Genomic DNA, 21289 nt, shown 5'->3' on the forward strand with positions numbered 1-21289 from the left:
CGAGGGGTACAACACCTACCGGAAGGCCTCGACGGCGTCCGCCAGATCATCTTCCGGCACCTCCACGTACCGCCGCGTCGTATCCACCTGCTCATGGCCCAGAAATCCCGCCACCCGCGTGAAATCCTTGACCGCCGCGTACAGCTGCGTCCCCGCGTACTTGCGCCCGGCGTGAAAGCCCCGGAATTCATGCTCACGCCCGCACCGCAGCGCCAACGTCTGCAACCGCTCGTACGCCGACGAGTAAGCACGCCACGGCAGCACGAACCCATCCCGCGTGGGGGACGCGGCCAGCAACGCCTCCAGCGACCCACGCAGACGACCGCTGAGTGGCACGATCCGCGCCTTGTCGCCCTTACCGTGCGCGACGAGCAGGCGCCGACCCGGCAGATTCACGTGCGACCACTCGACGGACAGCGCCTCCGCGATTCGCAGCCCAGCGTGCGTCAGCAGCAGCAGCAGCGCCGCCTCCCGCACGTCCGCCTCGGCGAGCATCGCCTGCACGAACTCCGCCCGGTACGGCGGGTTCTTCACCACGCCCTTCGTGCGGTCCTTCGGGCGCTTCACGTCCGCGAAGGGATCGGCGTCCGTCGCCCCCGCCCACCGCAGCGCGCGGTACAGCGCCCCGGCCGCCGCCACGCGCGCCATGACCGTCGCTGGCTTCAGGCCTGAGGCCGTCAGGGCCGCCACGTACAGCCCAGGCTCACGCCGCCCCGGGTGCAGCAGATTCCAGGCATTCGACGAGGCGTGCTCCAGCAGAACCTCGACGCCCTTGCGGTACGCGCGCAGTGTGTGCGGACTGAGTTTCACGCCCGCACTGGTGTCGCTGCTGAGGTACGCGAGGGTCAGGGACCACAGGTCCTCGAAGGTCTTGTCCCGGGCGGCGGTGATGGCGCGGACCCGCAGGGCCTCGTCGGTGAGGCCAGCCAGCGCGCGGGCCTGGGCAAGGCGGTCGCCTACGTAAGGGGTAATCTCGGACATCTGCTCCGATGATAACATGCCTTATCAACGTCGGGGTCATAACGGAACAGACATGCACGACGTGCGGCACTCCATTCACACCACAATGCCAGCGCCGCCGCCAGATTCCATTTCGATCACCGCGTACCACTGGCCTCCGGTGGAACCCACTTGCTGGAGAGCCTCGAGCTGTGCTGCGGGGCGTGCAACCGCGCCAAATGGCACTACTCCAAGGTTGAATTCATGGCGTGGCTGATGGAAGCCGCCGAGCGCCTGCGGTCTGAAGGCTAGAAGTCCCGTTCGCGTCGGGTCATGCCGTACAGGATCATGCCGAGGGCCAGCATCAGCGCGGGCCAGTCGCCGAGGCGGACGTAGACGGTGGTGCCGGTCAGGAGGCGTGGGCGGACGTCGAGGGTGCGGAGTTCGGTGCCGTCCTGCACGGTCTGGATGGGCTGCCCGAGGTCGTTGACGGAGCCGGCGACGCCGTTGTTGACGCTGCGGACGAGCCAGCGCCGCGTCTCGATGGCGCGCACGCGGCCCATGTTGAAGTGCTGCTGCACGCCCCAGCCCCGGTACCAGCCGTCGTTGCTGGGGTTCACGAGAACCTCCGCTCCCTGGGCGGTCAGTGCGCGGGCGACCCTGGGGAAGACGCTGTCGTAGCAGATGTACGCGCCGTACAGGACGCCGTTCAGGGCGATGGGCGCGGGGGTGAGGTTGCGGGGCATGCTACCAAGCGGGAAGCCGAGGTTGCGTTCCAGCAAGTTGTAGATGGGCGTCAGGATGGGCCGGAAGGGGAACAGTTCGCCAAAAGGAACGGGCTGAGCCTTGGCGTTGACGCTCTGGACGCGGCCTGCGGTGTCGGTGGTGACGACGGTGTTGAATTCCTCGACCCGGTACTGATTGTCCAGGAGGGGCGTGAACTGCTGGCCGCTGTATCCCGTGATGCCGGGACCGGGAAAATTGGGGACTGCGGTTCCCTTGAGTGCCGGGGTGGACTGGTTACGGACGCTGCTTTCACTCCAGACGACGACGCTGTCCTGGGGGCGGTTGAGGCTGGCTGCTCGTTGCACGTCGAATTCTGAAGCTGGGTCGAGGGTGTTGCTGGCGCGTCCAAAGACGTCGAAGGTGACGCGCATGACCCGCATGGGTTGTTCGGGGCCGGTGCCGGGGGTGCGGGTCAGGCCGTAGCCCAGGGCGGCAGCCCAGGCGCCGGCAGCGAGCAGCGCGGGGGTGAGGGGGCGTCTCCCCTGCTGCTGCCGCTCGGTCCAGGCGTGGGCGAGGCTGGCGGCGGTGAGGGTCACGAGGACACTGCCGAGCAGCACGCCGCCCAGGTCGGCGATCTGGATGGTGGGGGTGGGCAGCAGGGTGTACCCGAGGGTGGGCCAGGGGAAGGCGAGGGGGCCCAGGAAGCGTAGCCATTCGAGGATCACCCACGCGCCGGCCAGTGTCCAGATGCGGCCGGTGCGGGTGCGGGTGACGCTGGTGGCGAGGAACGCGGCGGCCGCCAGGAACGCGCCTTCCAGGGCGAACAGCAGCGCGGCGGCGGCGGCGAGGGGTGGGAAGCCCAGGAGGTTCACGAGGAATGCGCCGAGCCACCACAGGTGCAGGCCGAAGTACCCGAAGCCCACCCAGAAGGCGCGTCCGGCGGCGTGCCTGGGGGTGGGGGCGGCGGCGATGAACGGCAGGATCAGGGCGAGCGGGAGGAACGCGGCCCAGCTCCAGGGCAGGGGGAGGCCGCAGGCGGCGAGGAGCAGGCCGAGCAGGAGGCCGGTGGCGGGCGTGGGCATCGCCTGCCACTATAGGGGCCGGTGCGTCCGGGGATGGACCCGTCGGGTGGGTTGCGTGGGTGGTGGGTGCGGTTTTGTTCTAGGATGAACGCACCTTGAGACTGGCGTTTATCAGTGACATTCACGGGAACATTCACGCGTTGACGGCGGTGAAGCGGTTCCTGTCGGAAAATATCGTGAATCAGGTGATCGTCGTGGGTGATCTGGTGGGGTACGGCGCGAGCCCGGGTCCGGTGATCGATTTCGTGAAGCGGGAGGGCTGGACGGTGGGTCTGGGGTCCAGTGACATGCGCGTGGCGATGGACATGGGAGACCGCGCGGACCGCAAGGGCGTGGCGGATCAGGTCCTGAACTGGACGAAGAAGATGCTCACGCCGGAGCAGGTGGATTTCCTGCGGCGCCTGCCGCCTGGGGGGCGGATCATGACGCCGGTGGGGCGCGTGCGGTTCTTCCATGGCAGTCCGCACGATCCGGAGCAGCGGCTGGACCTGATGGCGGCCGAGCGGGACCTGGAGTCCCTGGCGGAGTCGCTGGGGTCGCGGGTGATCGTGGTGGGTGGGACGCACGTGCCGTTCACGCGGGTGATCGGTGAGACGACGTTCGTGGATCCGGGGAGTGTGGGGTTGACGCTGAATCACGAGCCGGGTGCGGACGTGGTGATCGTGGACTGCGTGGGGCGCAAACCGAAGGTGTCGCTGCATAAGGTGACGTACGATTTCGCGTCGAGTGCGTTCGACATCATGGCGTGGAACCTGCCGCCGGTGATCGCGGACGTGATCCGCACGGGCCGCATGGGCTGACGCATCCGAATGGAAGGGAGGGCCGCCCGGTGAGTGGGCGGCCCTCCCCTCTTGGTGCGTGCCTCACAGCGGTTGGAAGTGGAATTGAAGGGCCAACACCACGCCCTTCAATTCCACTTCCAACCGCTGGTGTTATCAGGTGCTCGCTCCGCTCGATTCAGAGGTATTGAGGGATAACCTCAATACCTCTGAATGCTGCTGTCAGGCGGGCACGGGAGCCAGGGCGTCCTGGAAGCGCCCGGCGAGGCCGCGTTCACCCAGGATGTCCTCCAGGGCGTGCATGAGGGTCAGGTAGGGGGCGGGGCGGGCGGTTTCACCCATCAGGCCCAGACGCCAGATGAGGCCCGCGGTGGGGCCGAGGCCGCCGGTGACGCTGATGTGCCGTTCGCGCAGGGCCGTGCGGACGCCTGCGTCGTCGAAGCCTTCGGGGAGGCGCAGGGCCAGGACGGTGGGGAGGCGGTCCTCGGGGCGGCGGACGTACGAGGTGAAGCCCAGTGGGGCCAGGGCGGTCTGGATGGCCGCGCCGACCTCCTGCACGCGCCGCTGGCGGTTCTCCAGGCCCTCGTCGAGTGCGGCGCGCAGCGCGGCGTGCAGGGCGTAGTGCAGGTTCACGGGCACGGTGTGGTGGTAGGAGTGGTCCTCCCAGTAGTCGCGCAGACCCTCGAAGTCGCAGTACCACAGTGGGGTGGGGGCGCGGCGGGCGGCGAAGCGGGCGAAGGCGCGTTCGCTGATGGCAACTGGCGCGAGGCCGGGGGGGGCGCTGAGGCACTTCTGCGCGCCGGTGTAGGCGAAGTCCACGCCCCACTCGGCCATGTGGAAGGGTTCCATGCCTGCGGTGGTGACGGCGTCCACGGTGAGCAGCGCGCCGCTCTGGCGGACGAGGCGGGCGATCTCGGGGACGGGGTTCAGGACGCCGGTGCTGGTTTCGCCGTGGACGACGGCGACCATCCTGACGCCGTCGAGGTGCGCGGCGACGGCGTCTGGGTTGATGGCCTCGCCGAGGGGCGCGGTGACGAGGCGGACGCGCGCGCCGTAGCGGGCGGCCATCTCGGCCATGCGGCGCCCGAAGGACCCGTTGGCGCACACGAGCACCTCGTCGCCCGCCTCGACGAGGTTCGCGAAGCTGGCTTCCATGCCGAGGCTGCCGGTTCCGGCGAGCAGGGCGGTGAAGGTGCTCTCCTCGGTGCCGTACATGACGCGCAGATCGGCCTGGATCTCGCGGTTCAGGGCGAACACCTCGGGGTCCATGTGGCCGAGCATGGGGCGCGTGAGGGCCTGCATGGCCCTGGGGTGGATGGGGGTGGGTCCAGGGGTCAGCAGGGTGTGTTCGGGGGTCGCGTCCGGCATGGGGGTCAGCCTAGCGGATGTCCACGCCGGACGCAACATCATTGCGATGCTACGGGAATACGCCTGTTTAGATTATAAAATATTGCGGGTATATCTGATTAAATCTCCTAAAATTGCGGGGTATGCTTAGCCTCCGGACATGCTGCGACTGCCGGGGCGTCACTTCCGACAATCGACCGGGAAAGCCGGAGGGTAGAGTGTCCGGCATGTCCAGCCATCCTCCGCTGCGCGCGGTCCTGTTCGACCGGGACGACACCATCGCCTTCACCGACCCTGGCGTGTACCGCGAGGCGGCCCGGTGGGCCCAGGAGACCTTCGGTATCGACGCCCGCACGTTCGGCGGCGCGCTGCGCGAGCAGTGGGACCGCCGCGCGATGGACTGGTGGGACCTACGCACGCCCGAGCAGGAGGACGCCTTCTGGCACGCCTACGGGCAGGAACTCGCGGGGATGCTCGGCCTGACGGCGCCGCAGATGACGCAGCTCATGGACCGCTGGCCGTACGAGGCGTACATGAAACCCGTCCCGAACGCGCGGGCAGTCCTCGGGACGCTGCGCGAGCGGGGGCTGAAGGTGGGCGTGCTCAGCAACACTCTGCCGAGCATCGACCGGACGCTGCGCTTCGTGGGTCTGGACGATCTGGTGGATGTCGCCGTGGCGACCTGCTCGGTCGGGGTGCACAAGCCGGACCCCGGCGCGTACCGGCACGCAGCGGACGCGCTGGGCGTGCGCCTGGAGGAAGTGCTGTTCGTGGACGACAAGATCGAGAACGTCGTTGCCGCCCGCGCGCTGGGCATGCACGCCCTGCTGATCGACCTGAGCGGCGCGCACCCGGACGCCATTCACGACCTCGCGCAGGTGCTGGAGGCCGTCGAGGGGCTGGACGTCGCGTGCTGATCGACGGACACCTGGACCTCGCGTTCAACGCCCTGAACGGCCGGGACCTGACCCTCCCACTGGAGGCGCTGCGCGCGGCGGACCCCACCGTGAACGAGACCGCCACCGTCACCCTGCCGGAACTGCGCTCGGCTGGCCTGCGCGTGTGCGTCGGGACGCTGTTCGCCCTGCCGCACGGAGCGGGCAGTGCCGGCGGGTACAGCGACCACGCGGGCGCGCGGGCGCAGGCGCTGGCGCAGCTGGACGCGTATCACCGCTGGCAGGACGCGGGCCTCGTGCGGCTGCTCTCCACGCGGGCGGAGGTCGGCGCGCACCTACAGGAGCCGGACGGCCCGCTGGGCGTGGTGCTCCTGATGGAGGGCGCCGATCCCATCCGGGACGCCGGGGACCTGCCCTTCTGGGTCGAGCGGGGCGTGCGCGTGATCGGCCCCGCGTGGGGACGCACCCGCTACGCCGGGGGAACGGACGCGCCGGGCCCCCTCACCCCGCAGGGGCGGGAACTGGTGCAGGCCATGCGGGACCTGAACGTCACGCTGGACGCCTCGCACCTGGACGACGCGTCGTTCTGGGAGGCGGCCGAGATCGGGCCGCAGCTGATCGCCACGCACGCCAACAGCCGCGCCCTGGTGCCCGGCAACCGCCACCTGACCGACGACATGGTCCGCGCGGTCGCGGCGTCGGGCGGGATGATCGGACTGGTGTTCCTGAACCGTTTCATCCGCCCGCTGCCGGAGGGTAGCCTGGAACCGGTGCCCCTCTCGGAACTGGCCGCGCACGCCCGGCACTACGCGTCCCTGGTCGGCTGGGAACACGTCACGCTCGGCACGGATCTGGACGGCGGTTTCGGGGCCGAGAAGACCCCGGCGGGCGTGGACCGCTACGCGGACGTGGCTGCCTTCCTGCAGGAGCTGCCCGCCGGGGCGCGGGACGGCGTGGCGTGGGGCAACTGGGCGCGCTGGCTCACGCACCGGCTGTAACCGGGGTCAGGCGGGCGGCCACGCGTGCCGCAGGTCCTCCGACGCTGTGGCCGCGTGCGTCACGGCGTCCCCACCCGCCCCGTTCAGGAATCGCCGGACCAGTTCGAGTCCCAGGGCGTAGCCCCCCCAGCGGGGCAGGTCCTGCGCGGCCGACCCCATGAACCACGCGTGGTAGTCGTACGGCCCGTCCAGGTGCGCCGACGCCCGCGCCCACAGTCCGTCCAGCTCGGTGGTGGGGTGGGCGTACTGGGGGACCTCGCCGCGCTCTTCGGACTCGAAGTGCAGGGCGAGTCCCTCGAACACCAGGGCGTCGAGCAGCGTCCCCAGGCCCGCGTGCCGCCAGCGCCGCGCGTGGTGCAGTTCGTGCGCGAGCGTCGCGGGGAGTTCCTGCCGCCATCCGGCCCGGAAGTGCGGACTGGTGGGTGTCAGGGCAATGTGGACGCTGTGACCGTCCGGGGCATTCCCGACCAGGCCCGTCTCGGGGATCGTCCAGGGGCTGGCGTACAGCACGGCGTCCACGCCGTCCAGTTCCAGTCGGTCCGCGAGGCGAAGGAAGGCGCTCCGCCCGACCTCATCCACATGGGCGGCGAGGTCAGGCGGGAGTTGCCCCCCGGCGTTCAGCAGGTGGAAGAGGTTCGGGCGGGGGTGCGGGCGCATCTGGCGTCCAGCCTCTCACGCGAGGGGGGGCGCGGTCCGCTCATGTGACTGCGCGCCCCCTCGCCCACCGGGTTACTTGATGGTCTTCTTCATGGCCTTGACGGCCGTGTCGAGCAGCGTGGTGTAGTCCTGGGCGGGTTTCTGCACGCTGGCGTTCACGGCGTCACTCCAGGGGCCCCACACCTGGCCCATGGCGGGCACGTTGGGCATGGGGGTGCCGCCGCTGATGATGCGGCCGAAGCCCGCCACGATGGGGTTGCCGGCCAGACGCATGCGGACGCCGATGTTCACCGGGATGCGTCCGCCCGCCTGGTTGAAGGACAGCTGCGCGACGCTGGTGACCAGCCCCTCGGCGAACTGCGTGGCGACGTCCTTCTGCGTGCCGTATGCGTTCAGGACGACGCCCTGCACGCCCACGAAGGGGCTCCACCGGCCGGTCGCGCCGGGGGGCATGGGGACGGACGTGATGCCGTAGTTGATGCCGGCCTTCTTGATGTCGCCCATGTCCCAGGGGCCGGTGACGATCATGGCGGCGTTGCCTTTCAGGAACGCGGCCTTGACCTTGTCGCCGGTCATGTCGGCGGGCACGAGTCGGTCCTTGAAGCGCAGGTCGTTCATCAGCGAGAGTGCCTTGCGGGCGCCGCTGTTGTTCAGGCCGATGTCGCGCACGTCCAGGGTGCCGTCCTGGTCTCCGAACACGTACGAGCCGTACGCGCTGAAGAAACCGTAGTTCATGTAGGCGTTGCTCAGGTCGGTCAGGAAGCCGTAGCGTCCGGCAGCGGTGTTGGTGTTGCGCTTGGCGACCTTCAGGAAGTCCGCCCAGGTGGCGGGGGCGGTGGGGACGAGTTTCTTGTTGTACACCAGGGCGACGCTCTCGGCGAACATGGGCAGGCCGTAGAGTTTCCCGCCGACGGTCAGCGCGCGGACGGTGGTCTGATCGAATTCGCTGCGGCGGGCGGTGCTGTTCAGGGGTTCGATGACGCCGGCCTGCGCGAGCTGGCCGATGCGGTCCTGCGGGAGGGTGACGATCACGTCGGGGCCCTTGCCCTGCTTCGCGGTTTTCAGGAGCTGGTCGACGATCTTGTCGAGGGGCACGTTGACGACCTTGACGGTGTTGCCGCTGAGGTTCTGGTAGGTCTTGACCTGACTGCCGAGCCACGCGACTTCGGCCTTGTCGTTGAAGTGCGTCCAGACGGTGAGGGTGGCGGCGTGGGCGCTGCCCGCCAGGGCGAGGGCCAGCAGGGTGAGGGTTCGTTTCATGTGATCTCCGTGGGCGGCACGGTTGCGCCCGTGGCGGCCCACATGGATCTGGAAACGGTTCCAAAACCGGTGAGGGGCCGCCTTGATGAACTGGTGGAACTGCCCTGCATTATTCCGCCCCCCCCGGCAGGCAGACGTGAAAAACGCCGCACGGAACGCCCCCCGGCGGATGGAACCACCTCTACCCCCACCGGGGGGCGTCGTGGCGTAGGCTGGGGCGCGTGACCACCCCAACCCTCCCGGACGCCCGCACCCACGCGAGCGACCCGCACATGAAGATCGCCGAGGACGCCCTGCGCCCCCACCTGCCAGAACCCGGCTGGCGTTTCGTGACCCCCACCCTCGCGCACGCCGGAGCGGCCCGCCTGAGCCTGCGCGCCCACCCCGAACCCGACGCCGCGCAGGTCACCGAGGCGCTGCCCGGCGAAGCACTGGACCTCCTGTGGGAGAACGCGGGCGGCTGGGCCTATATCCGCACCGCGCACGACCGGTACCTGGGCTGGGCCCGCGCCGACGGCCTGCACGCGCGCCCCTGGCAGCCGGACCTGACCGTCACCGCCCGCCGCGCCCACGCCTACGCCGGGCCGAAGATCAGCCAGCCCATCCGCGCGGAACTCGCGTTCGGCGCGAGGCTCGCCCGGGGCAGCGGCGAGATCGTCACCGAAAACCACCGCCGCTGGGTGCCGGTCATCCTGCCTGGCGGGACGGACGCCTGGGTGCAGGAGGTGATCCTTGCCCCGCTGGACAGCGACCTGTTGACGTTCGCCCAGGGCTTCCTCGACACCCCCTACATGTGGGGCGGGCGCAGCGCGTGGGGACTGGACTGCTCCGGCCTGACGCAACTCGTGTACGGCGCGTTCGGCCGCCCCCTGCCGCGTGATGCTGACCAGCAGCAGGCGTTCCTCACCCCGGTGACGGACGCGCAGCCCGGCGACCTGGCCTTCTTCCCCGGTCATGTCGGCCTGATGCTTGGCGGGCGGCGCCTGCTGCACGCGAACGCCACACACATGCGCGTCACCGTCGAGACGCTCGGCGAGGGCGAGTACGGCACGCGCCTCCAGTCGGACCTCAGCGGCTTCGGGCGGTGGACGCAGTGACCGCCGCGACCTCCCCCACGGTCACCTGGGAGACGCTGGACCTGCACACCGCGCAGCCCTTCGGCATTGCTCGCTGGACGCACAGCGTCTACCCCCGCACCATCGTCACCCTGACCCACGGCGGCCTGACCGGACGCGGCGAGGCCGCCCCGAACGCCTTCTACGGTGAGACGCGCGGCACCGTCGAGGCGGTCCTGCCCATCCTGGCGGACGCGGTGCAGGACCCCTGGGACTGGGACGGCCTGCACGGCCGCCTGTCGGCCCGCATGCCGTACGACCACCCCAGCGTGAAGTGCGCGCTGGAGATGGCGGCCGTCGAGTGGTGCGCCGCGCGCGCCGGGGTGTCCGTCTGGCAGCTGCTCGGCCTGAGCCCCGCGTCCCTCCCCGAGAGCAGCTATACCGTCAGCATCGCCGACCTGGACGACATGCGCCGTCAGGCGCGCGAGGCCGCCGCGCGCGGGCATGGCGTCCTGAAGGTCAAGCTGGGCACCGACCGCGACGAGGCGATTATCGCCGCGCTGCGCGAGGAAGCCCCGCACGTCCGCCTGCGCGTGGACGCCAACGCCGCCTGGACCCGCACCCAGGCCCGCCGGATGCTCGGTGTGTTGGAGGCCGCCGACGTGGAATTCGTCGAGCAGCCCCTCGCCGCCGGGGACCTGGACGGGCACGCCGCGCTGCGCGCCGTGGCGGGGGTGCCCATTGTCGCCGACGAGAGCCTGCACCACGTCTCGGACGTCCTGGCGCTGGCCCGCGCGTTCGACGGCGTGAACCTCAAGCTCGCCAAGCTCGGCGGGCCCCTCCAGGCGCTGCGGGCCCTGCGGCTGGCCCGCGCGCACGGGATGTCGGTCATGATGGGCTGCATGATCGAGAGCAGCCTCGGCATCGCCGCCGCCGCGCACCTCGCAGGTGCGTGCGACTGGGCCGACCTGGACGGCGCGCTGCTCCTCGCGGACGACCCGTTCAGCGGACTGGACTGGCAGGCGGGGCACCTCGCGCGCCCCACGGGCAGCGGCTGGGGCGTCGAGCGGCGCACCCCATGACCGTCCGGGTGGCGATCATCGGCGCCGGTAACCGCGGTGGGGACGTGTACGCCCGCCTGCTCGCGCAGCACGGCGCGCAGGTCACGCATGTCGTGGACCCCCGCGCGGCCCGCCTGACCGAGGTCGCCGCCCGCCACGCCACCCCGCCCGAGCGGCAGTTCAGCGACCCGGACGCCTTCTTCGCGCTGGGTCGCGCGGCCGACGCGGTCGTGATCGCCACCCCCGACGATCAGCACGTCCGGCCCTGCATCCAGGCCCTTGCCCTGGGCTACGACGTGCTGCTGGAAAAACCCATCTGCCTGACCGAGGCGGACCTCGACCTCCTCCAGGCAGCCGAGGCCGCCAGCACCGGGCGAGTCACGGTCTGCCACGTCCTGCGCGCCGCGCCCTTCTTCCGCGAGGTGCGGCGCGTGCTGGACAGCGGCGCCCTGGGCACCCTGATCGGCATCCAGCACGCGGAGAACGTCGCGCACTGGCACTACGCGCACTCCTACGTGCGCGGCAACTGGCGTGCGGCCCCACCCGCCGCGCCGTTCCTGCTCGCCAAGAGCTGCCATGACCTCGACCTGCTCCGCGCGTTCGCCGCCAGCCCCCCCGAACGGGTCAGCAGCGAGGGCGGCCTGCATCACTTCCGCCCCGAGCACGCCCCGCCCGGCGCGACCGACCGCTGCGTCACCTGCCCCGTCCAGGGCTGCCCGTCCGACGCGCGGCGCATCTACTTCACCCGCGACCTGCACACGTGGCCGGTCACGGTCCTCACCGCCGGGGGCATCCGCCTGAGCGACGCGCTGGCACACGGACCGTACGGCGAGTGCGTGTACCTCGGAAAAAACAACGTCGTGGACCACCAGGCCGTCACCGTCCGCTTCCGCAACGGCGTCACCGCGCAGCTCACCGTCAGCGCGTTCACGCACAACAACACCCGCACCCTGAAACTCCTCGGGTCGCACGGCGAACTGCGCGGCCACATGGACCGCCACGAACTCGAACTCCACGACTTCCGCACCGGCCACAGCCAGCGCTGGAGCGTCGACGCCAGCGGCACGCACGGCGGCGGCGACGACGGTCTGATCCAGGCGTGGCTCGCCAGTCTGCGCGGCCACACCCCCCCACCCACTCCCCTGTCCGAATCGCTCGACTCCCACCGCATGGCGTTCGCTGCCGAACGCGCCCGGCAACGAGGCACGGTCGAGGAGGTCTGCTAAGCACGTTCTTTCGCAGGCCTCACACACTCTGAATTCAATAAAGTGAAAGTATTCACGATTAAGCTGGGTCGTGACAAAGTTGTTTCTTCTCTATTCCAGCAGGGACCACCCCCCCTGCTGCCGCTCCAGCACGATCCAATCGGTGTTCTTCAACATGAAGTCCCCACTCCGCCAGACCTCGCGGACATCCAGGCCCAGCAGATCAGCCAGGGCGATCCGGATGATCCCACCGTGCGACACCAGCGCCGCGTCCCCATCCGGCAGTCCGTTCACATCGGCAGCGAACCGCCCCGCGATCTCCCGGAATGACTCACCTCCCCGGAAGCCCAGTTCACCGCCGCCCAGCTCCAGGCGTTCCGGATGCTGCCTCAGGGCCGAGTACGGCTCGCCCGCCCACTCGCCGCAGTCCACCTCGTGAATACCGGGAAGGACCGTGACCGGCACGGCCAGCCGCTCCGCCAGAGGCTGCGCCGTCTGCTGCGCACGGGTATACCGGCTGGCATACACGGCCTGCGGGCACGGCTCTCCCCCGCTGATCCGCTCGGCCATGGCCTGCGCCTGATCATGACCCGCATCGGTAATCTCGTCGTTCGCGCTGCTCGCGCCGCGCAGGATGCCCGCCTGATTGCCCTTCGTCTCGCCGTGCCGGATGATCCAGAGTCGCATGCGCCCAACTGTACCGGGCGCACGCGTCTGTGGACTGCGGGGGATCAGGCGGTCAGGGCGTCCCGCACGGCCTGCGTGGTGGGCGTGGTGGGGCGGCCGATCAGGCGGCTCAGGTCGCGGCTCTCGCTGGCGAGTTCGCCGCGCGTGATGCCGGTGTCACTGTCGGCCAGCACCTGCGCGAAGCCGTCGGGCACGCCGAATCCCGCGAGGGTCCGGGCGTACTCCTCGGCGCTGAGGTCGTGGTACGCGACGGGCTGGCCGCTCTGGCGGGCCACCTCGGCGGCGAGGTCGGCCAGGGTGATGGCCTCGTCCCCGGCGAGCTCGTAGGTCTGCCCGGCGTGACCGTCGGTGCTCAGGACGGCCGCGGCGGCCTCGGCGTAGTCCTGCCGGGGCGCGGGTTGAAGCGCGTGGTTCCCGGCGGCCCCCAGGATCGCGCCATTTTTCACTGCTCCCTTGAGGTCGTAGTTCTCGGTGTACCAGCCGTTGCGCAGCAGGGTGAAGGGCACACCGGACTCGCGCAGGAGCGCCTCCGTGGCCTGATGGTCCCCGGCGAGGATCATGCCGCTGCGGTCGGCGTTCAGGAGGCTGGTGTACGCGATGAGGTCCACCCCGGCGTTCCGGGCGGCGTCAATCACGTGGCGGTGCTGCCCGACGCGGTCGTCGAAGTCGTTGCTGGAGATGAGCAGCAGGCGGTTCACGCCGTTCAGGGCGGCGCTGAGGGTGTCGGGCTGCCTGTAGTCGGCCTGGCGCACCTGGATGCCCTGCGCGGCGAGGTCGGCGGCCTTCGCGGGGTCACGGACGAGAGCGACGAGGTTCCCGGCAGGCACACCCCGCTTGATGAGGGCCTGGAGGGTGAGGCGGCCGAGATGGCCGGTGGCTCCTGTGACGGCAATGGTGCGGGCAGGTGTCGTGGTCATGGTGGGCTCCTGTGGGGGTGAGAGGCGGAACGACTCGTAAGGATCTCACTTACATGTTGGGCAGAGGACCGTCAGCCTGCCCGGGCGGCCAGGTCCCCCAGCACGTCCGCGAGGGTCGTGCGGGCCAGTTCAGCTTCCATCGCGGCCTGCGCGCACCCGAAACGGGCTTCCAGGGTGGCCTGGATGTTCGCGCCGACCGGACACGCCGGGTGCGGATGCTCGTGCAGGCGAAACACGCTGGCCTCGCCGTTCACGGCGCGGTACACGTCCAGCAGGGTGATGTCGCGCGGGTCGCGGGTCAGGCGCGCGCCGCTGACGCCCTGCTGGGTGGCCAGCAGATCCGCGCGGCGCAGCAGGCCCGTGACGGTACGGATCACGACCGGGTTGGTCCCGACGCTGGCAGCGATATCGGCCGAACTGGAGTGCTCGGGGAACTGGCTGATGATGCTGAGCACATGCACCGCCACGGCATACTGACTGTTCACGCACTCACCTCCACCAACATGTCATCAATCTACTTACAGGCTGGGGAGAAGTCAAGGGTGGAGTCTCCCCCACCCCCCCGGACGTTCAGCGCCCCAGGCGGACCGTGACCACTGTGGTATCCGCGAAGGGCTGCACGTTCACCGCGCGGCCCACATCCACAAGGAAGGCGTTCCAGCCACGCTTCAGGCCCGCCTGGAAGCCCTTGCTGGCCGTCACGTTCACGTCGGTGTTCACCCACACCACGAACAGGTTCGCCCCGCGCACGTCCGCCATCACCTCACGCAGCTGCTCGTTCTCGTCGCGGCGGCCGTTGTTGTTCTGATCGCGGTACGTGAACAGCTTGAGTTCCGCCACCTGTGCCTGACCGCTGACCTGCACCGGGTCGATCACGCCGGGCCAGTTCACGTTCTGCGGTGTCAGCGCCACCTGCGCCCGCGCGGTGGGGGCCGTCGCAGGAAGCTCCAGGCTGAACTGGCCCTTCTCGACCGGCACGCTGCTGACCTCCTGCACGACCTGCCCGAAGGGCGTCACGACCACACCGGCCACGCGCAGGTCCGGTGGCAGGTTCCCCCCGGCGACCGAGCCGCGCACCGTCAGGGCGTCAGCGGCACCGGCGGCCAGCAGAACAAGGGAAGTGGCGAGTGTGAAGGTCTTCATATGTCCAGTCTACGCGCGGGGCTGACGCCCATGTGACCGCAGGTGACGATCAACATTCACCAGCCTCTCATGCAATCTGCTGGCAGGAATAGACCGTCCAGCACGGCGCCGCGCACGGACCCACGCCAAACAGGGAGGGCCACCCACGCGGGCAGCCCTCCCTGGACAGCAAGGGCGCTTACTTATTCAGCGCCTGCTTCACGAGATCGATGATCTCGGGCATGGTGTCGGCCACGGGCACGTTCGCCGCCGCGAAGGCCGCGAGCTTGCTCTCGGGGGTGCCGACGTCGCCCATGATGATCGCGCCGGCGTGACCCATGCGCTTGCCCTTGGGTGCCGAGCGGCCACTGATAAAGGCCACGACGGGCTTCTTCATGTTCTGCGCGATGTACTCGGCGGCGGCTTCCTCGTCGGCGCCGCCGATCTCGCCGATCACGACGACCGCGTCGGTGTCGGGGTCGGCCTCGAACAGGGGGAGCACGTCCGCGAAGGTCGTGCCGATGACGGGGTCACCGCCGATGCCGACGGTGGTGCTCGTGCCCATGCCCGCGTCGTTCAGCAGCTTGGCGGCCTCGTACGTCAGGGTGCCGGAGCGGCTGATCAGGCCAATGCGGCCGGGGTTGGCGTAGATCTTGTTCGGCATGATGCCGACCTTGGCTTCCCCGTTCGTGACCAGACCGGGGCAGTTCCCGCCGATCAGGCGGATGCCCTCGCCACCCTCGGCGCGGTTGGCGGCGTCCAGGGTCTTGACTTCCTGCACGGCGCGCATCATGTCCACGGTGGGCACGCCCTCGGTGATCAGGACGATCAGGGGCATACCGGCGTGCGCGGCTTCCAGCACGGCGTCCGCGGCGCCCGCGGGGGGCACGAAGATGATGCTGACGTTCGCGCCGGTCGCGGCCTTGGCCTCGGCGACGCTGTTGAACACGGGCCAGCCCTCGAAGTCGGTGCCGCCCTTGCCGGGGGTGACACCCGCGACGACCTGCGTGCCGAACTCCTTCATGGCGCGGCTGTGCGAAGCGCCTTCACGGCCGGTCATGCCCTGCACGATGACCTTGCTGTCCTTGTTGACGAGGATACCCATTACTTGTTCGCCTCCTTGGCGGCCTCGTCGGCAGCCTCAAACATGGTGGGGTACATCTGGATCAGGGGGCTGTTCACGTCCGCCAGGAGGGCCTTGGCCTCGTCCTCGGCGGTGCCCGCGATGCGCATGCGCACGGGTTTGGTGAGGATGCCCTCGTTCAGCGCCTGGATGACGCCCTTGGCGACCTCGTCGGCGCGGGTGATGCCGCCGAAGATGTTGATGAAGATCGCCTTGACGTCACTGTCCTTGCTGACGAGCTTCACGGCGTTGTACACGACCTCGGCCTTGGCGCCACCGCCGATGTCGAGGAAGTTCGCGGGCTTGGCGCCGGCGCGGTTCACGACGTCGAGGCTGGTCATCACGATGCCCGCGCCGTTGCCCAGCACGCCCACGTTGCCTTCGAGCTTCACGTACGCGAAGCCGTACTTGCTGGCCTCGATCTCGAGGGGGTGCTCGGCTTCCAGTTCGCGCCAGTCGGCCAGGTCCTTGTGGCGGTACATGGCGTTGTCGTCGATCTCGAACTTGGTGTCCAGGGCCAGCGGCGTGCCGCTCTGGTCCACGAACAGGGGGTTGATCTCGACGAGCACGGCGTCACGCTTCAGCGCGGCCTCGCTCATCTTGACCATCATGTCCGCGATCTTGTTCAGGTTGCCCTTGAAGCCGGCCTTGATGGCCACTTCGCGCGCCTCGTAGGGACGCAGGCCCGTGACCGGGTCCACGCGGTGCTTGATGATCTTCTCGGGGGTGGCGGCGGCCACTTCCTCGATCTCCATGCCGCCCTCGGCGCTGGCCATCAGGGTGTAGCTCTGGACGTTGCGGTCGACGATCATGCCGACGTAGTACTCGACGCCCGCGTCGATGTCCACGGCCTTGGTGACCAGCACCTTGTTCACGGTGAGGCCCTTGATGTCCATGCCCAGGATCTTCTCGCCGTTTTCGAAGGCCTTGTCCTCGGTGGGGCTGAACTTCACGCCGCCGGCCTTGCCGCGGCCACCGACGTGCACCTGCGCCTTCACGACGACCGGCTGGCCGTACTCGCGGGCGATCTGACGCACTTCGTCGGGGGTGCGGGCGACCTTGCCGTCCTGAACGTTCACGCCGAACTGGCGCAGAATTTCCTTACCCTGATACTCGTGAAGTTTCACGACTGTTCCCTCCTTGGGGTGAGTGACCTACGCGGCCGAAATCATTTGTCCCGATCAACGAGTATAAGCGCACTTTTGAAAAACCCCGCGCGGCTGTCTCCGGTGGGGGAACAGTCCTGGTGCAGCGGTAGTGGCCGCACGCACTGACAGCCGGCGTCAGGCTCAGGTGAGGAGCGCCGTGTTACTTTGCCTGTCATGACTCAACTTCAGGAGTTGCGCCACGCGATGGCCCGCGCCGGACTGGACGCCGTGTGGATCAGCGATCCCGCCAACGTCCGTGCCGTGAGCGGCTTCAGCAGCGGCAAGGACGGCAAGGTGCTCGTCACGCAGGGTGGGGCCACGCTGTACACCGACGCGCGGTACACGGTGCAGGCGGCCGAGGAGTCCCCGCTCGACGCTTTCATCGCGCGGCCCCCCGCCACGCTGGAGCACGCGGCCCCCGGACTGGCGGGGCTGCGGGTGGGCTTCGAGGCCGATCACCTGACGGTCGCCGCACTGGAAGACCTGCGGGAGCACTGGCCGCAGGCGGCCCTGGTGGCGGTGCAGGGGCTGGTGCAGAGCCTGCGGGCCGTGAAGTCCAGCGCGGAGGTGCAGGCGATCCGGGACGCGCAGGCGCTGGCCGATCAGGTGTTCGCCGAGGTGCGGCCCCTGATCGTGGCGGGCGCGCGGGAACTGGACATCGCCAGCGAGATCGAGCTGCGGCTGCGCCGCGCCGGGGCGCAGAGTGCTTTCGACCTGATCGTCGCCAGCGGCCCGCGCGGCGCGATGCCGCACGGCGTCGCCAGTGACCGCGTCATTCAGGACGGGGACCTCGTGACGGTGGACATGGGCGCGCAGCTGCGCGGGTACCACAGCGACATGACCCGCACGGTCGCGGTGGGCACGCCCGGCGCCGAGATGGCCCGCGTGTACCGCGCCGTGCTGGAGGCCGAGGAGGCCGCCGTGCGTGCCGTGAAGCCCGGCGTGCGGACCGCCGAGTTGGACTGTTTGGCGCGCGACATCCTGACCGGGCACGGCCTGGGCGAGGCCTTCGCGCACTCGCTGGGGCACGGTGTGGGCCTGGAGGTCCACGAGGCGCCCAGTTTGCGCGGCACGAGTGACGACGTGCTGCAACCCGGCATGATCATCACCATCGAACCCGGCGCGTACCTGCCGGGCGTGGGCGGCGTGCGGATCGAGGATCTGGTTCTCGTGACGGAAGACGGCCACGAGGTCCTCAGCGTGTCCCCGAAGGAGGTGCTGTGAGGCTGCGGGTTCCCCTGCTGGCCGCCCTCCTGTTGGGGGCCGCGCAGGCCGGAACGTACCGCGTGCAGGCCGGGGATACCCTGTGGGAGATCGCGCGGGCGCACGGCACCAGCGTCGGCGCCCTGCTGCAACTGAACGGGCGCAGCAGCCAGACGATCCGCGTTGGTGAGGTGCTGCAGGTGCCCGAGCGGGGCGCGCCCACCATCCGCGCGACGTCGCTGGCGCCCGCCGCGCCTGCGTTCCAGCAGGGGCAGGCGGTGTACTACGGGGGCCGCGCACACCCGCAGACGACCATGACGGCCGCGCACCTGAGCCTGCCGTTCGGGACGTGGGTGCGGGTCACGCACGCCCGCACGGGCCGCAGCGTGGACGTGATGATCAACGACCGCGGGCCGTTCGGGGTGCAGTCGCGCGTGATCGACCTGTCCACCGACGCGGCCCGGGCGCTGGGCATCCTGGCTGAAGGCGTGGCACCCGTGACGCTGAGTGTCCTGAGCCGCCCCTGATGCGCGCAGGCGGGGACGGGCGGTGTAGAATCGTTCGGGTTTCAACCACACACGACAAGTTGATGTGCTTCACCCACCGAGGAGGATGGTTTCAATGACGATGGAAACGGCACTGCTGACCCTGGACACCCTGGCCAAGTACCTGAAGGAAAAGGAAGTCCAGCTGGATATGGAAGAGAACAACGGCCAGCGCTTCATCCGCATGGGCTGGCGTTTCGAGATGGGCGACGCGGCCGTGCTGGTCAGCGTGAACGACGGCCCGAACAACACCAGCCGCCTGGAGGTCACCTGCGTGACCCAGAAGCAGTACGGTGACCGCCGCGCGGAGATCGTGAACATGCTGAACGATCGCAACCGCGAGCGTGCCTTCGCCCGCAGCATCGACGCGGACGGCAACGTGTGGCTGGAGTACGTGGGCTTCTACCCCACCCTGGCCGAGATGCCCCAGGAGACCTTCGACACGCTGTTCGGCGGCGTGCTGATGCACTTCCAGGACGACTACGCCGCGCTGGAAGGCTTCGTGCCCCAGATGCAGCAGCAGCCCCAGGCGTAAGCCGACGGGTGAGATGGGCGGGGTCACCCCCCGCCCTTCCTTATAGCTATTAAGTGAATAGTTTCACGATTTTGACTGAACGTGAAAAAATTGCCTCCCTTGCTGTCCGATAACTGAGGAGGGGGCTGGGTTGATGGCCTCCCAGCCCCCTCCTCTCTGGGGCTCGTCTCAGCGGCGCGCGGCCAGCAACTCCTCCAGACGCGCCACGTATCCTTCCAGGGTGCGGAAGGTCGCCTCGACCGGCGCGGGGCTCAGCATGTCCACGCCCGCCTCACGCAGGGCGTCGATGGGGTCCAGGCTCCCGCCCGAGCGCAGGAAGCGCAGGTACGACTCGCGCGCGGCGTCCGGATCGGCGGTGAACTGCTCGAGGATCTGGTGCGCGGCGCTGATCCCGGTCGAGTACTGGTACGCGTAGAAGTTCGCGTACAGGTGCGTGCTGAACTGCGCCCACAGGATGCCGCTGCGCTCGCGGTCCATCGTCACGCCGTCCCCGTAGCCCTCTGACAGCAGGTCGGCGGTCAGGGTGATCAGGTCGGGCGCGCTGAGGGTGCCCCCCGCCTCGATGCGGCGGTACGCTTCCAGCTCGAAGGCCGCCAGGGTCGGCATGATGAAGAAGTACCGGTGGAAGTTCGACAGCGCCTCCTCGATGATCTGCACCTCGAACTCGGTGTCACCGGCCGCGCGGGCCTGGGCGAGCAGGTGCTGGCGGACCATCGCCTGGTTGAAGTTGCTGGCGACCTCCGCGTGGAAGAGGGTATAGCGGGGCACGCCGTACCCGTGTTCGCGCTGCGAGAGCAGGGAGTGCATGGAATGCCCGATCTCGTGCGCCAGGGTGGAGTACGAGTTCATGGTGCCGTTCCAGGTCATGAAGATGTACGGCTTCACGCGCCCCCCACCGTTGCTGTAGGCACCCTGGCGTTTGCCGTCGTTCTCGGCGTAGTCCACCCAGCGCTCAGTGGTCAGGCCGGGCACCATGTCGCGCACGTAGTCGGCACCCAGGGCGGCCATGCCGCCTTCGAGCCACTGCACCGCCTGCTCGTAGGACACGGCGCGGGGGGGCACCAGCGCGGCCTTCACGTCGTATTCGCGCAGTTCGGGCAGGCCCAGCCACTCGCGGCGCACGCGCCAGTAGCGGTGCCAGACCGGCGTGTTCGCGCGGTACGTGTCGAGCAGGGTGGTCACGACGGCAGTGGGAATGTTGTCCGGGGACAGCGACGCACTGATGGTGTCGGGGTAGTTCCGGGCGCGAGCCAGGAACACGTTTTGACGGACGTTCGTGGCGTACATCGCCGCCTGCGAGTGCCGCGCGGCGAGGTGCGCGTCCGCGTAGCCTTCCCAGGCCTCGCGGCGCACCTCGCGCTCCGGGTGGGCGGTCAGGCGGTCCACGTTGCCCTGCGTGACGGTTTCGCCGCCCGCCGTGCCGAAACGCAGGTCCATGTTCGCCAGCGCGGGGTGAATGCCGCGCTCCGAGGCGAAGGGAGCCTGCACGGCACCGAGGAGTTCCTCGACCTCGGCGCTGCGGACGTGGGGTTTACCGCGCAGGATGCGCTCCAGGCGCACGCGGTGCTCGGCGAAGTCCGGCGTGTCCAGCCAGCCGCGCACCAGAGCGTCGTCCAGCGCGAGGAGTTCCGGACGGAAGAACGCCGCAGCGCTGCCGAACTGCGCGCCCAGGGTGGAGGCGCGGTCGCGGCGGGCGGCCGCCACCGCGTCTCGGCCGTCCACGCTGGCGGTCATGCTGGCGTAGGACATGAAACGGCCCAGACGCAGTTCGAGGTCGTTGGCGGCGCGCAGGTACGCCAGCAGCCCCCCGGGCGTGCCGAGCTGTCCCGCGTGAGCAGACAGTGCAGGAAGGTCGCGGGCCAGGGCGTCCCCTTCCGCCGACCAGGCGTCGGGCGTGTCGTAGAGGGCCTCGATGTCCCAGGTCTGTTCACGGGGGACGTCGCTGCGGGGCGGCAGCGCCTTGATCGTTTCAGTTGGCATGCCGGAGGCTAACACTCCGCGCAC

At 69.4% G+C, this 21289-nt stretch carries 22 protein-coding genes; 10 read left to right on the forward strand and 12 right to left on the reverse strand.

The features are described 5' to 3' along the window. Positions 1–15 precede the first annotated feature (15 nt). The gene (locus tag SY84_RS00940) at positions 16–981 is read right to left on the reverse strand and encodes a tyrosine-type recombinase/integrase (RefSeq protein ID WP_046842420.1); all 966 of its coding nucleotides are present in this window, start codon (positions 979–981) and stop codon (positions 16–18) included. A 129-nt stretch (positions 982–1110) separates the two neighbouring features. Here SY84_RS00940 and SY84_RS17050 point away from each other — a divergent pair, with 129 nt between their 5' ends. Beyond that, entirely contained in the window at positions 1111–1251 is a 141-nt protein-coding gene (locus tag SY84_RS17050) for a hypothetical protein (RefSeq protein ID WP_081424469.1), read from the forward strand. On the opposite strand, the gene lnt is transcribed toward SY84_RS17050, so the two are convergent. Beyond that, positions 1248–2747 carry an apolipoprotein N-acyltransferase gene (gene lnt, locus SY84_RS00945; protein WP_046842421.1) on the reverse strand — a complete coding sequence of 500 codons (1500 nt, stop codon included), beginning with the start codon at positions 2745–2747 and terminating at the stop codon, positions 1248–1250. The genes SY84_RS17050 and lnt overlap by 4 nt on opposite strands. Positions 2748–2842: 95 nt before the next feature. On the opposite strand from lnt, the gene SY84_RS00950 reads away from it, so the two are divergent. Continuing rightward, the gene (locus SY84_RS00950; protein WP_046842422.1) at positions 2843–3547 is read left to right on the forward strand and encodes a metallophosphoesterase family protein; all 705 of its coding nucleotides are present in this window, start codon (positions 2843–2845) and stop codon (positions 3545–3547) included. Between the two features lie 201 nt (positions 3548–3748). On the opposite strand, the gene SY84_RS00955 is transcribed toward SY84_RS00950, so the two are convergent. Continuing rightward, the gene (locus tag SY84_RS00955) at positions 3749–4894 is read right to left on the reverse strand and encodes an alanine--glyoxylate aminotransferase family protein (protein ID WP_046842423.1); all 1146 of its coding nucleotides are present in this window, start codon (positions 4892–4894) and stop codon (positions 3749–3751) included. 206 nt (positions 4895–5100) lie between these two features. Here SY84_RS00955 and SY84_RS00960 point away from each other — a divergent pair, with 206 nt between their 5' ends. Beyond that, on the forward strand, positions 5101–5790 hold the full coding sequence (locus tag SY84_RS00960; protein WP_046842424.1) for an HAD family hydrolase: 690 nt from the start codon (positions 5101–5103) through the stop codon (positions 5788–5790). Next, complete coding sequence (locus SY84_RS00965) at positions 5784–6767, forward strand: dipeptidase (protein ID WP_046842425.1); 984 nt, start codon at positions 5784–5786, stop codon at positions 6765–6767. The genes SY84_RS00960 and SY84_RS00965 overlap by 7 nt, the downstream gene beginning before the upstream one ends. Before the next feature lie 6 nt (positions 6768–6773). Here the strand turns inward: SY84_RS00965 and SY84_RS00970 are convergent, their stop codons facing one another. Beyond that, positions 6774–7424 carry a DUF2268 domain-containing putative Zn-dependent protease gene (locus SY84_RS00970; protein WP_046842426.1) on the reverse strand — a complete coding sequence of 217 codons (651 nt, stop codon included), beginning with the start codon at positions 7422–7424 and terminating at the stop codon, positions 6774–6776. A gap of 72 nt (positions 7425–7496) precedes the next feature. Continuing rightward, positions 7497–8684, reverse strand: a complete 1188-nt coding sequence (locus SY84_RS00975) for a maltose ABC transporter substrate-binding protein (protein ID WP_046842427.1) — start codon at positions 8682–8684, stop codon at positions 7497–7499. 221 nt (positions 8685–8905) lie between these two features. On the opposite strand from SY84_RS00975, the gene SY84_RS00980 reads away from it, so the two are divergent. The 3 genes from SY84_RS00980 to SY84_RS00990 are packed head-to-tail and all read left to right on the forward strand — an operon-like array spanning position 8906 to position 12026. Then, a complete protein-coding gene (locus SY84_RS00980; protein WP_245621371.1) occupies positions 8906–9781 on the forward strand; it encodes an NlpC/P60 family protein in 876 nt (291 codons plus the stop codon). Then, the gene (locus SY84_RS00985) at positions 9769–10821 is read left to right on the forward strand and encodes a dipeptide epimerase (RefSeq protein ID WP_046842428.1); all 1053 of its coding nucleotides are present in this window, start codon (positions 9769–9771) and stop codon (positions 10819–10821) included. Before SY84_RS00980 ends, SY84_RS00985 begins: the two co-directional genes overlap by 13 nt. Beyond that, positions 10818–12026, forward strand: coding sequence for a Gfo/Idh/MocA family protein (locus SY84_RS00990; protein ID WP_046842429.1), 1209 nt, complete (start codon positions 10818–10820; stop codon positions 12024–12026). The genes SY84_RS00985 and SY84_RS00990 overlap by 4 nt, the downstream gene beginning before the upstream one ends. A gap of 90 nt (positions 12027–12116) precedes the next feature. Here the strand turns inward: SY84_RS00990 and SY84_RS15700 are convergent, their stop codons facing one another. From SY84_RS15700 to sucC, 6 genes are all read right to left on the reverse strand, one after another. Then, the gene (locus SY84_RS15700) at positions 12117–12692 is read right to left on the reverse strand and encodes a histidine phosphatase family protein (RefSeq protein WP_052750992.1); all 576 of its coding nucleotides are present in this window, start codon (positions 12690–12692) and stop codon (positions 12117–12119) included. Positions 12693–12736: 44 nt separating this feature from the next. After that, positions 12737–13609 carry an SDR family oxidoreductase gene (locus SY84_RS01000; protein ID WP_046842430.1) on the reverse strand — a complete coding sequence of 291 codons (873 nt, stop codon included), beginning with the start codon at positions 13607–13609 and terminating at the stop codon, positions 12737–12739. A 71-nt stretch (positions 13610–13680) separates the two neighbouring features. Further along, on the reverse strand, positions 13681–14094 hold the full coding sequence (locus tag SY84_RS01005) for an Rrf2 family transcriptional regulator (RefSeq protein ID WP_046842431.1): 414 nt from the start codon (positions 14092–14094) through the stop codon (positions 13681–13683). Between the two features lie 85 nt (positions 14095–14179). Next, positions 14180–14752, reverse strand: coding sequence for a hypothetical protein (locus SY84_RS01010; protein ID WP_046842432.1), 573 nt, complete (start codon positions 14750–14752; stop codon positions 14180–14182). 178 nt (positions 14753–14930) lie between these two features. After that, on the reverse strand, positions 14931–15836 hold the full coding sequence (gene sucD, locus SY84_RS01015) for a succinate--CoA ligase subunit alpha (protein WP_046842433.1): 906 nt from the start codon (positions 15834–15836) through the stop codon (positions 14931–14933). After that, complete coding sequence (gene sucC, locus SY84_RS01020; protein ID WP_046842434.1) at positions 15836–16981, reverse strand: ADP-forming succinate--CoA ligase subunit beta; 1146 nt, start codon at positions 16979–16981, stop codon at positions 15836–15838. Before sucC ends, sucD begins: the two co-directional genes overlap by 1 nt. Before the next feature lie 195 nt (positions 16982–17176). Between sucC and SY84_RS01025 the strand changes: the two genes are divergently transcribed. The 3 genes from SY84_RS01025 to SY84_RS01035 all read left to right on the forward strand — a co-directional run bounded on the left by SY84_RS01025 (position 17177) and on the right by SY84_RS01035 (position 19285). Next, positions 17177–18226 carry a M24 family metallopeptidase gene (locus SY84_RS01025; RefSeq protein WP_046842435.1) on the forward strand — a complete coding sequence of 350 codons (1050 nt, stop codon included), beginning with the start codon at positions 17177–17179 and terminating at the stop codon, positions 18224–18226. Then, positions 18223–18732: an RlpA-like double-psi beta-barrel domain-containing protein gene (locus SY84_RS01030; RefSeq protein WP_046842436.1), complete on the forward strand. Its 510-nt coding sequence runs from the start codon at positions 18223–18225 to the stop codon at positions 18730–18732. The genes SY84_RS01025 and SY84_RS01030 overlap by 4 nt, the downstream gene beginning before the upstream one ends. Positions 18733–18826: 94 nt before the next feature. Next, positions 18827–19285, forward strand: coding sequence for a YbjN domain-containing protein (locus tag SY84_RS01035; RefSeq protein WP_046842437.1), 459 nt, complete (start codon positions 18827–18829; stop codon positions 19283–19285). Positions 19286–19453: 168 nt separating this feature from the next. Here the strand turns inward: SY84_RS01035 and pepF are convergent, their stop codons facing one another. Next, on the reverse strand, positions 19454–21265 hold the full coding sequence (gene pepF, locus SY84_RS01040; protein ID WP_046842438.1) for an oligoendopeptidase F: 1812 nt from the start codon (positions 21263–21265) through the stop codon (positions 19454–19456). Positions 21266–21289: the final 24 nt, after the last annotated feature.

Source organism: Deinococcus soli (ex Cha et al. 2016) (genome assembly GCF_001007995.1).
GTDB classification, from domain to species: Bacteria; Deinococcota; Deinococci; order Deinococcales; family Deinococcaceae; genus Deinococcus; species Deinococcus soli.

Coding starts and splice junctions, on each gene's coding strand:
- SY84_RS00940 (WP_046842420.1), bottom strand. CDS start 981: ATGTCCGAGATTACCCCTTACGTAGGCGACCGCCTTGCCCAGGCCCGC.
- lnt (WP_046842421.1), bottom strand. CDS start 2,747: ATGCCCACGCCCGCCACCGGCCTCCTGCTCGGCCTGCTCCTCGCCGCC.
- SY84_RS00955 (WP_046842423.1), bottom strand. CDS start 4,894: ATGCCGGACGCGACCCCCGAACACACCCTGCTGACCCCTGGACCCACC.
- SY84_RS00960 (WP_046842424.1), top strand. CDS start 5,101: ATGTCCAGCCATCCTCCGCTGCGCGCGGTCCTGTTCGACCGGGACGAC.
- SY84_RS00970 (WP_046842426.1), bottom strand. CDS start 7,424: ATGCGCCCGCACCCCCGCCCGAACCTCTTCCACCTGCTGAACGCCGGG.
- SY84_RS00975 (WP_046842427.1), bottom strand. CDS start 8,684: ATGAAACGAACCCTCACCCTGCTGGCCCTCGCCCTGGCGGGCAGCGCC.
- SY84_RS00990 (WP_046842429.1), top strand. CDS start 10,818: ATGACCGTCCGGGTGGCGATCATCGGCGCCGGTAACCGCGGTGGGGAC.
- SY84_RS15700 (WP_052750992.1), bottom strand. CDS start 12,692: ATGCGACTCTGGATCATCCGGCACGGCGAGACGAAGGGCAATCAGGCG.
- SY84_RS01000 (WP_046842430.1), bottom strand. CDS start 13,609: ATGACCACGACACCTGCCCGCACCATTGCCGTCACAGGAGCCACCGGC.
- SY84_RS01010 (WP_046842432.1), bottom strand. CDS start 14,752: ATGAAGACCTTCACACTCGCCACTTCCCTTGTTCTGCTGGCCGCCGGT.
- sucD (WP_046842433.1), bottom strand. CDS start 15,836: ATGGGTATCCTCGTCAACAAGGACAGCAAGGTCATCGTGCAGGGCATG.
- SY84_RS01025 (WP_046842435.1), top strand. CDS start 17,177: ATGACTCAACTTCAGGAGTTGCGCCACGCGATGGCCCGCGCCGGACTG.
- SY84_RS01035 (WP_046842437.1), top strand. CDS start 18,827: ATGACGATGGAAACGGCACTGCTGACCCTGGACACCCTGGCCAAGTAC.
- pepF (WP_046842438.1), bottom strand. CDS start 21,265: ATGCCAACTGAAACGATCAAGGCGCTGCCGCCCCGCAGCGACGTCCCC.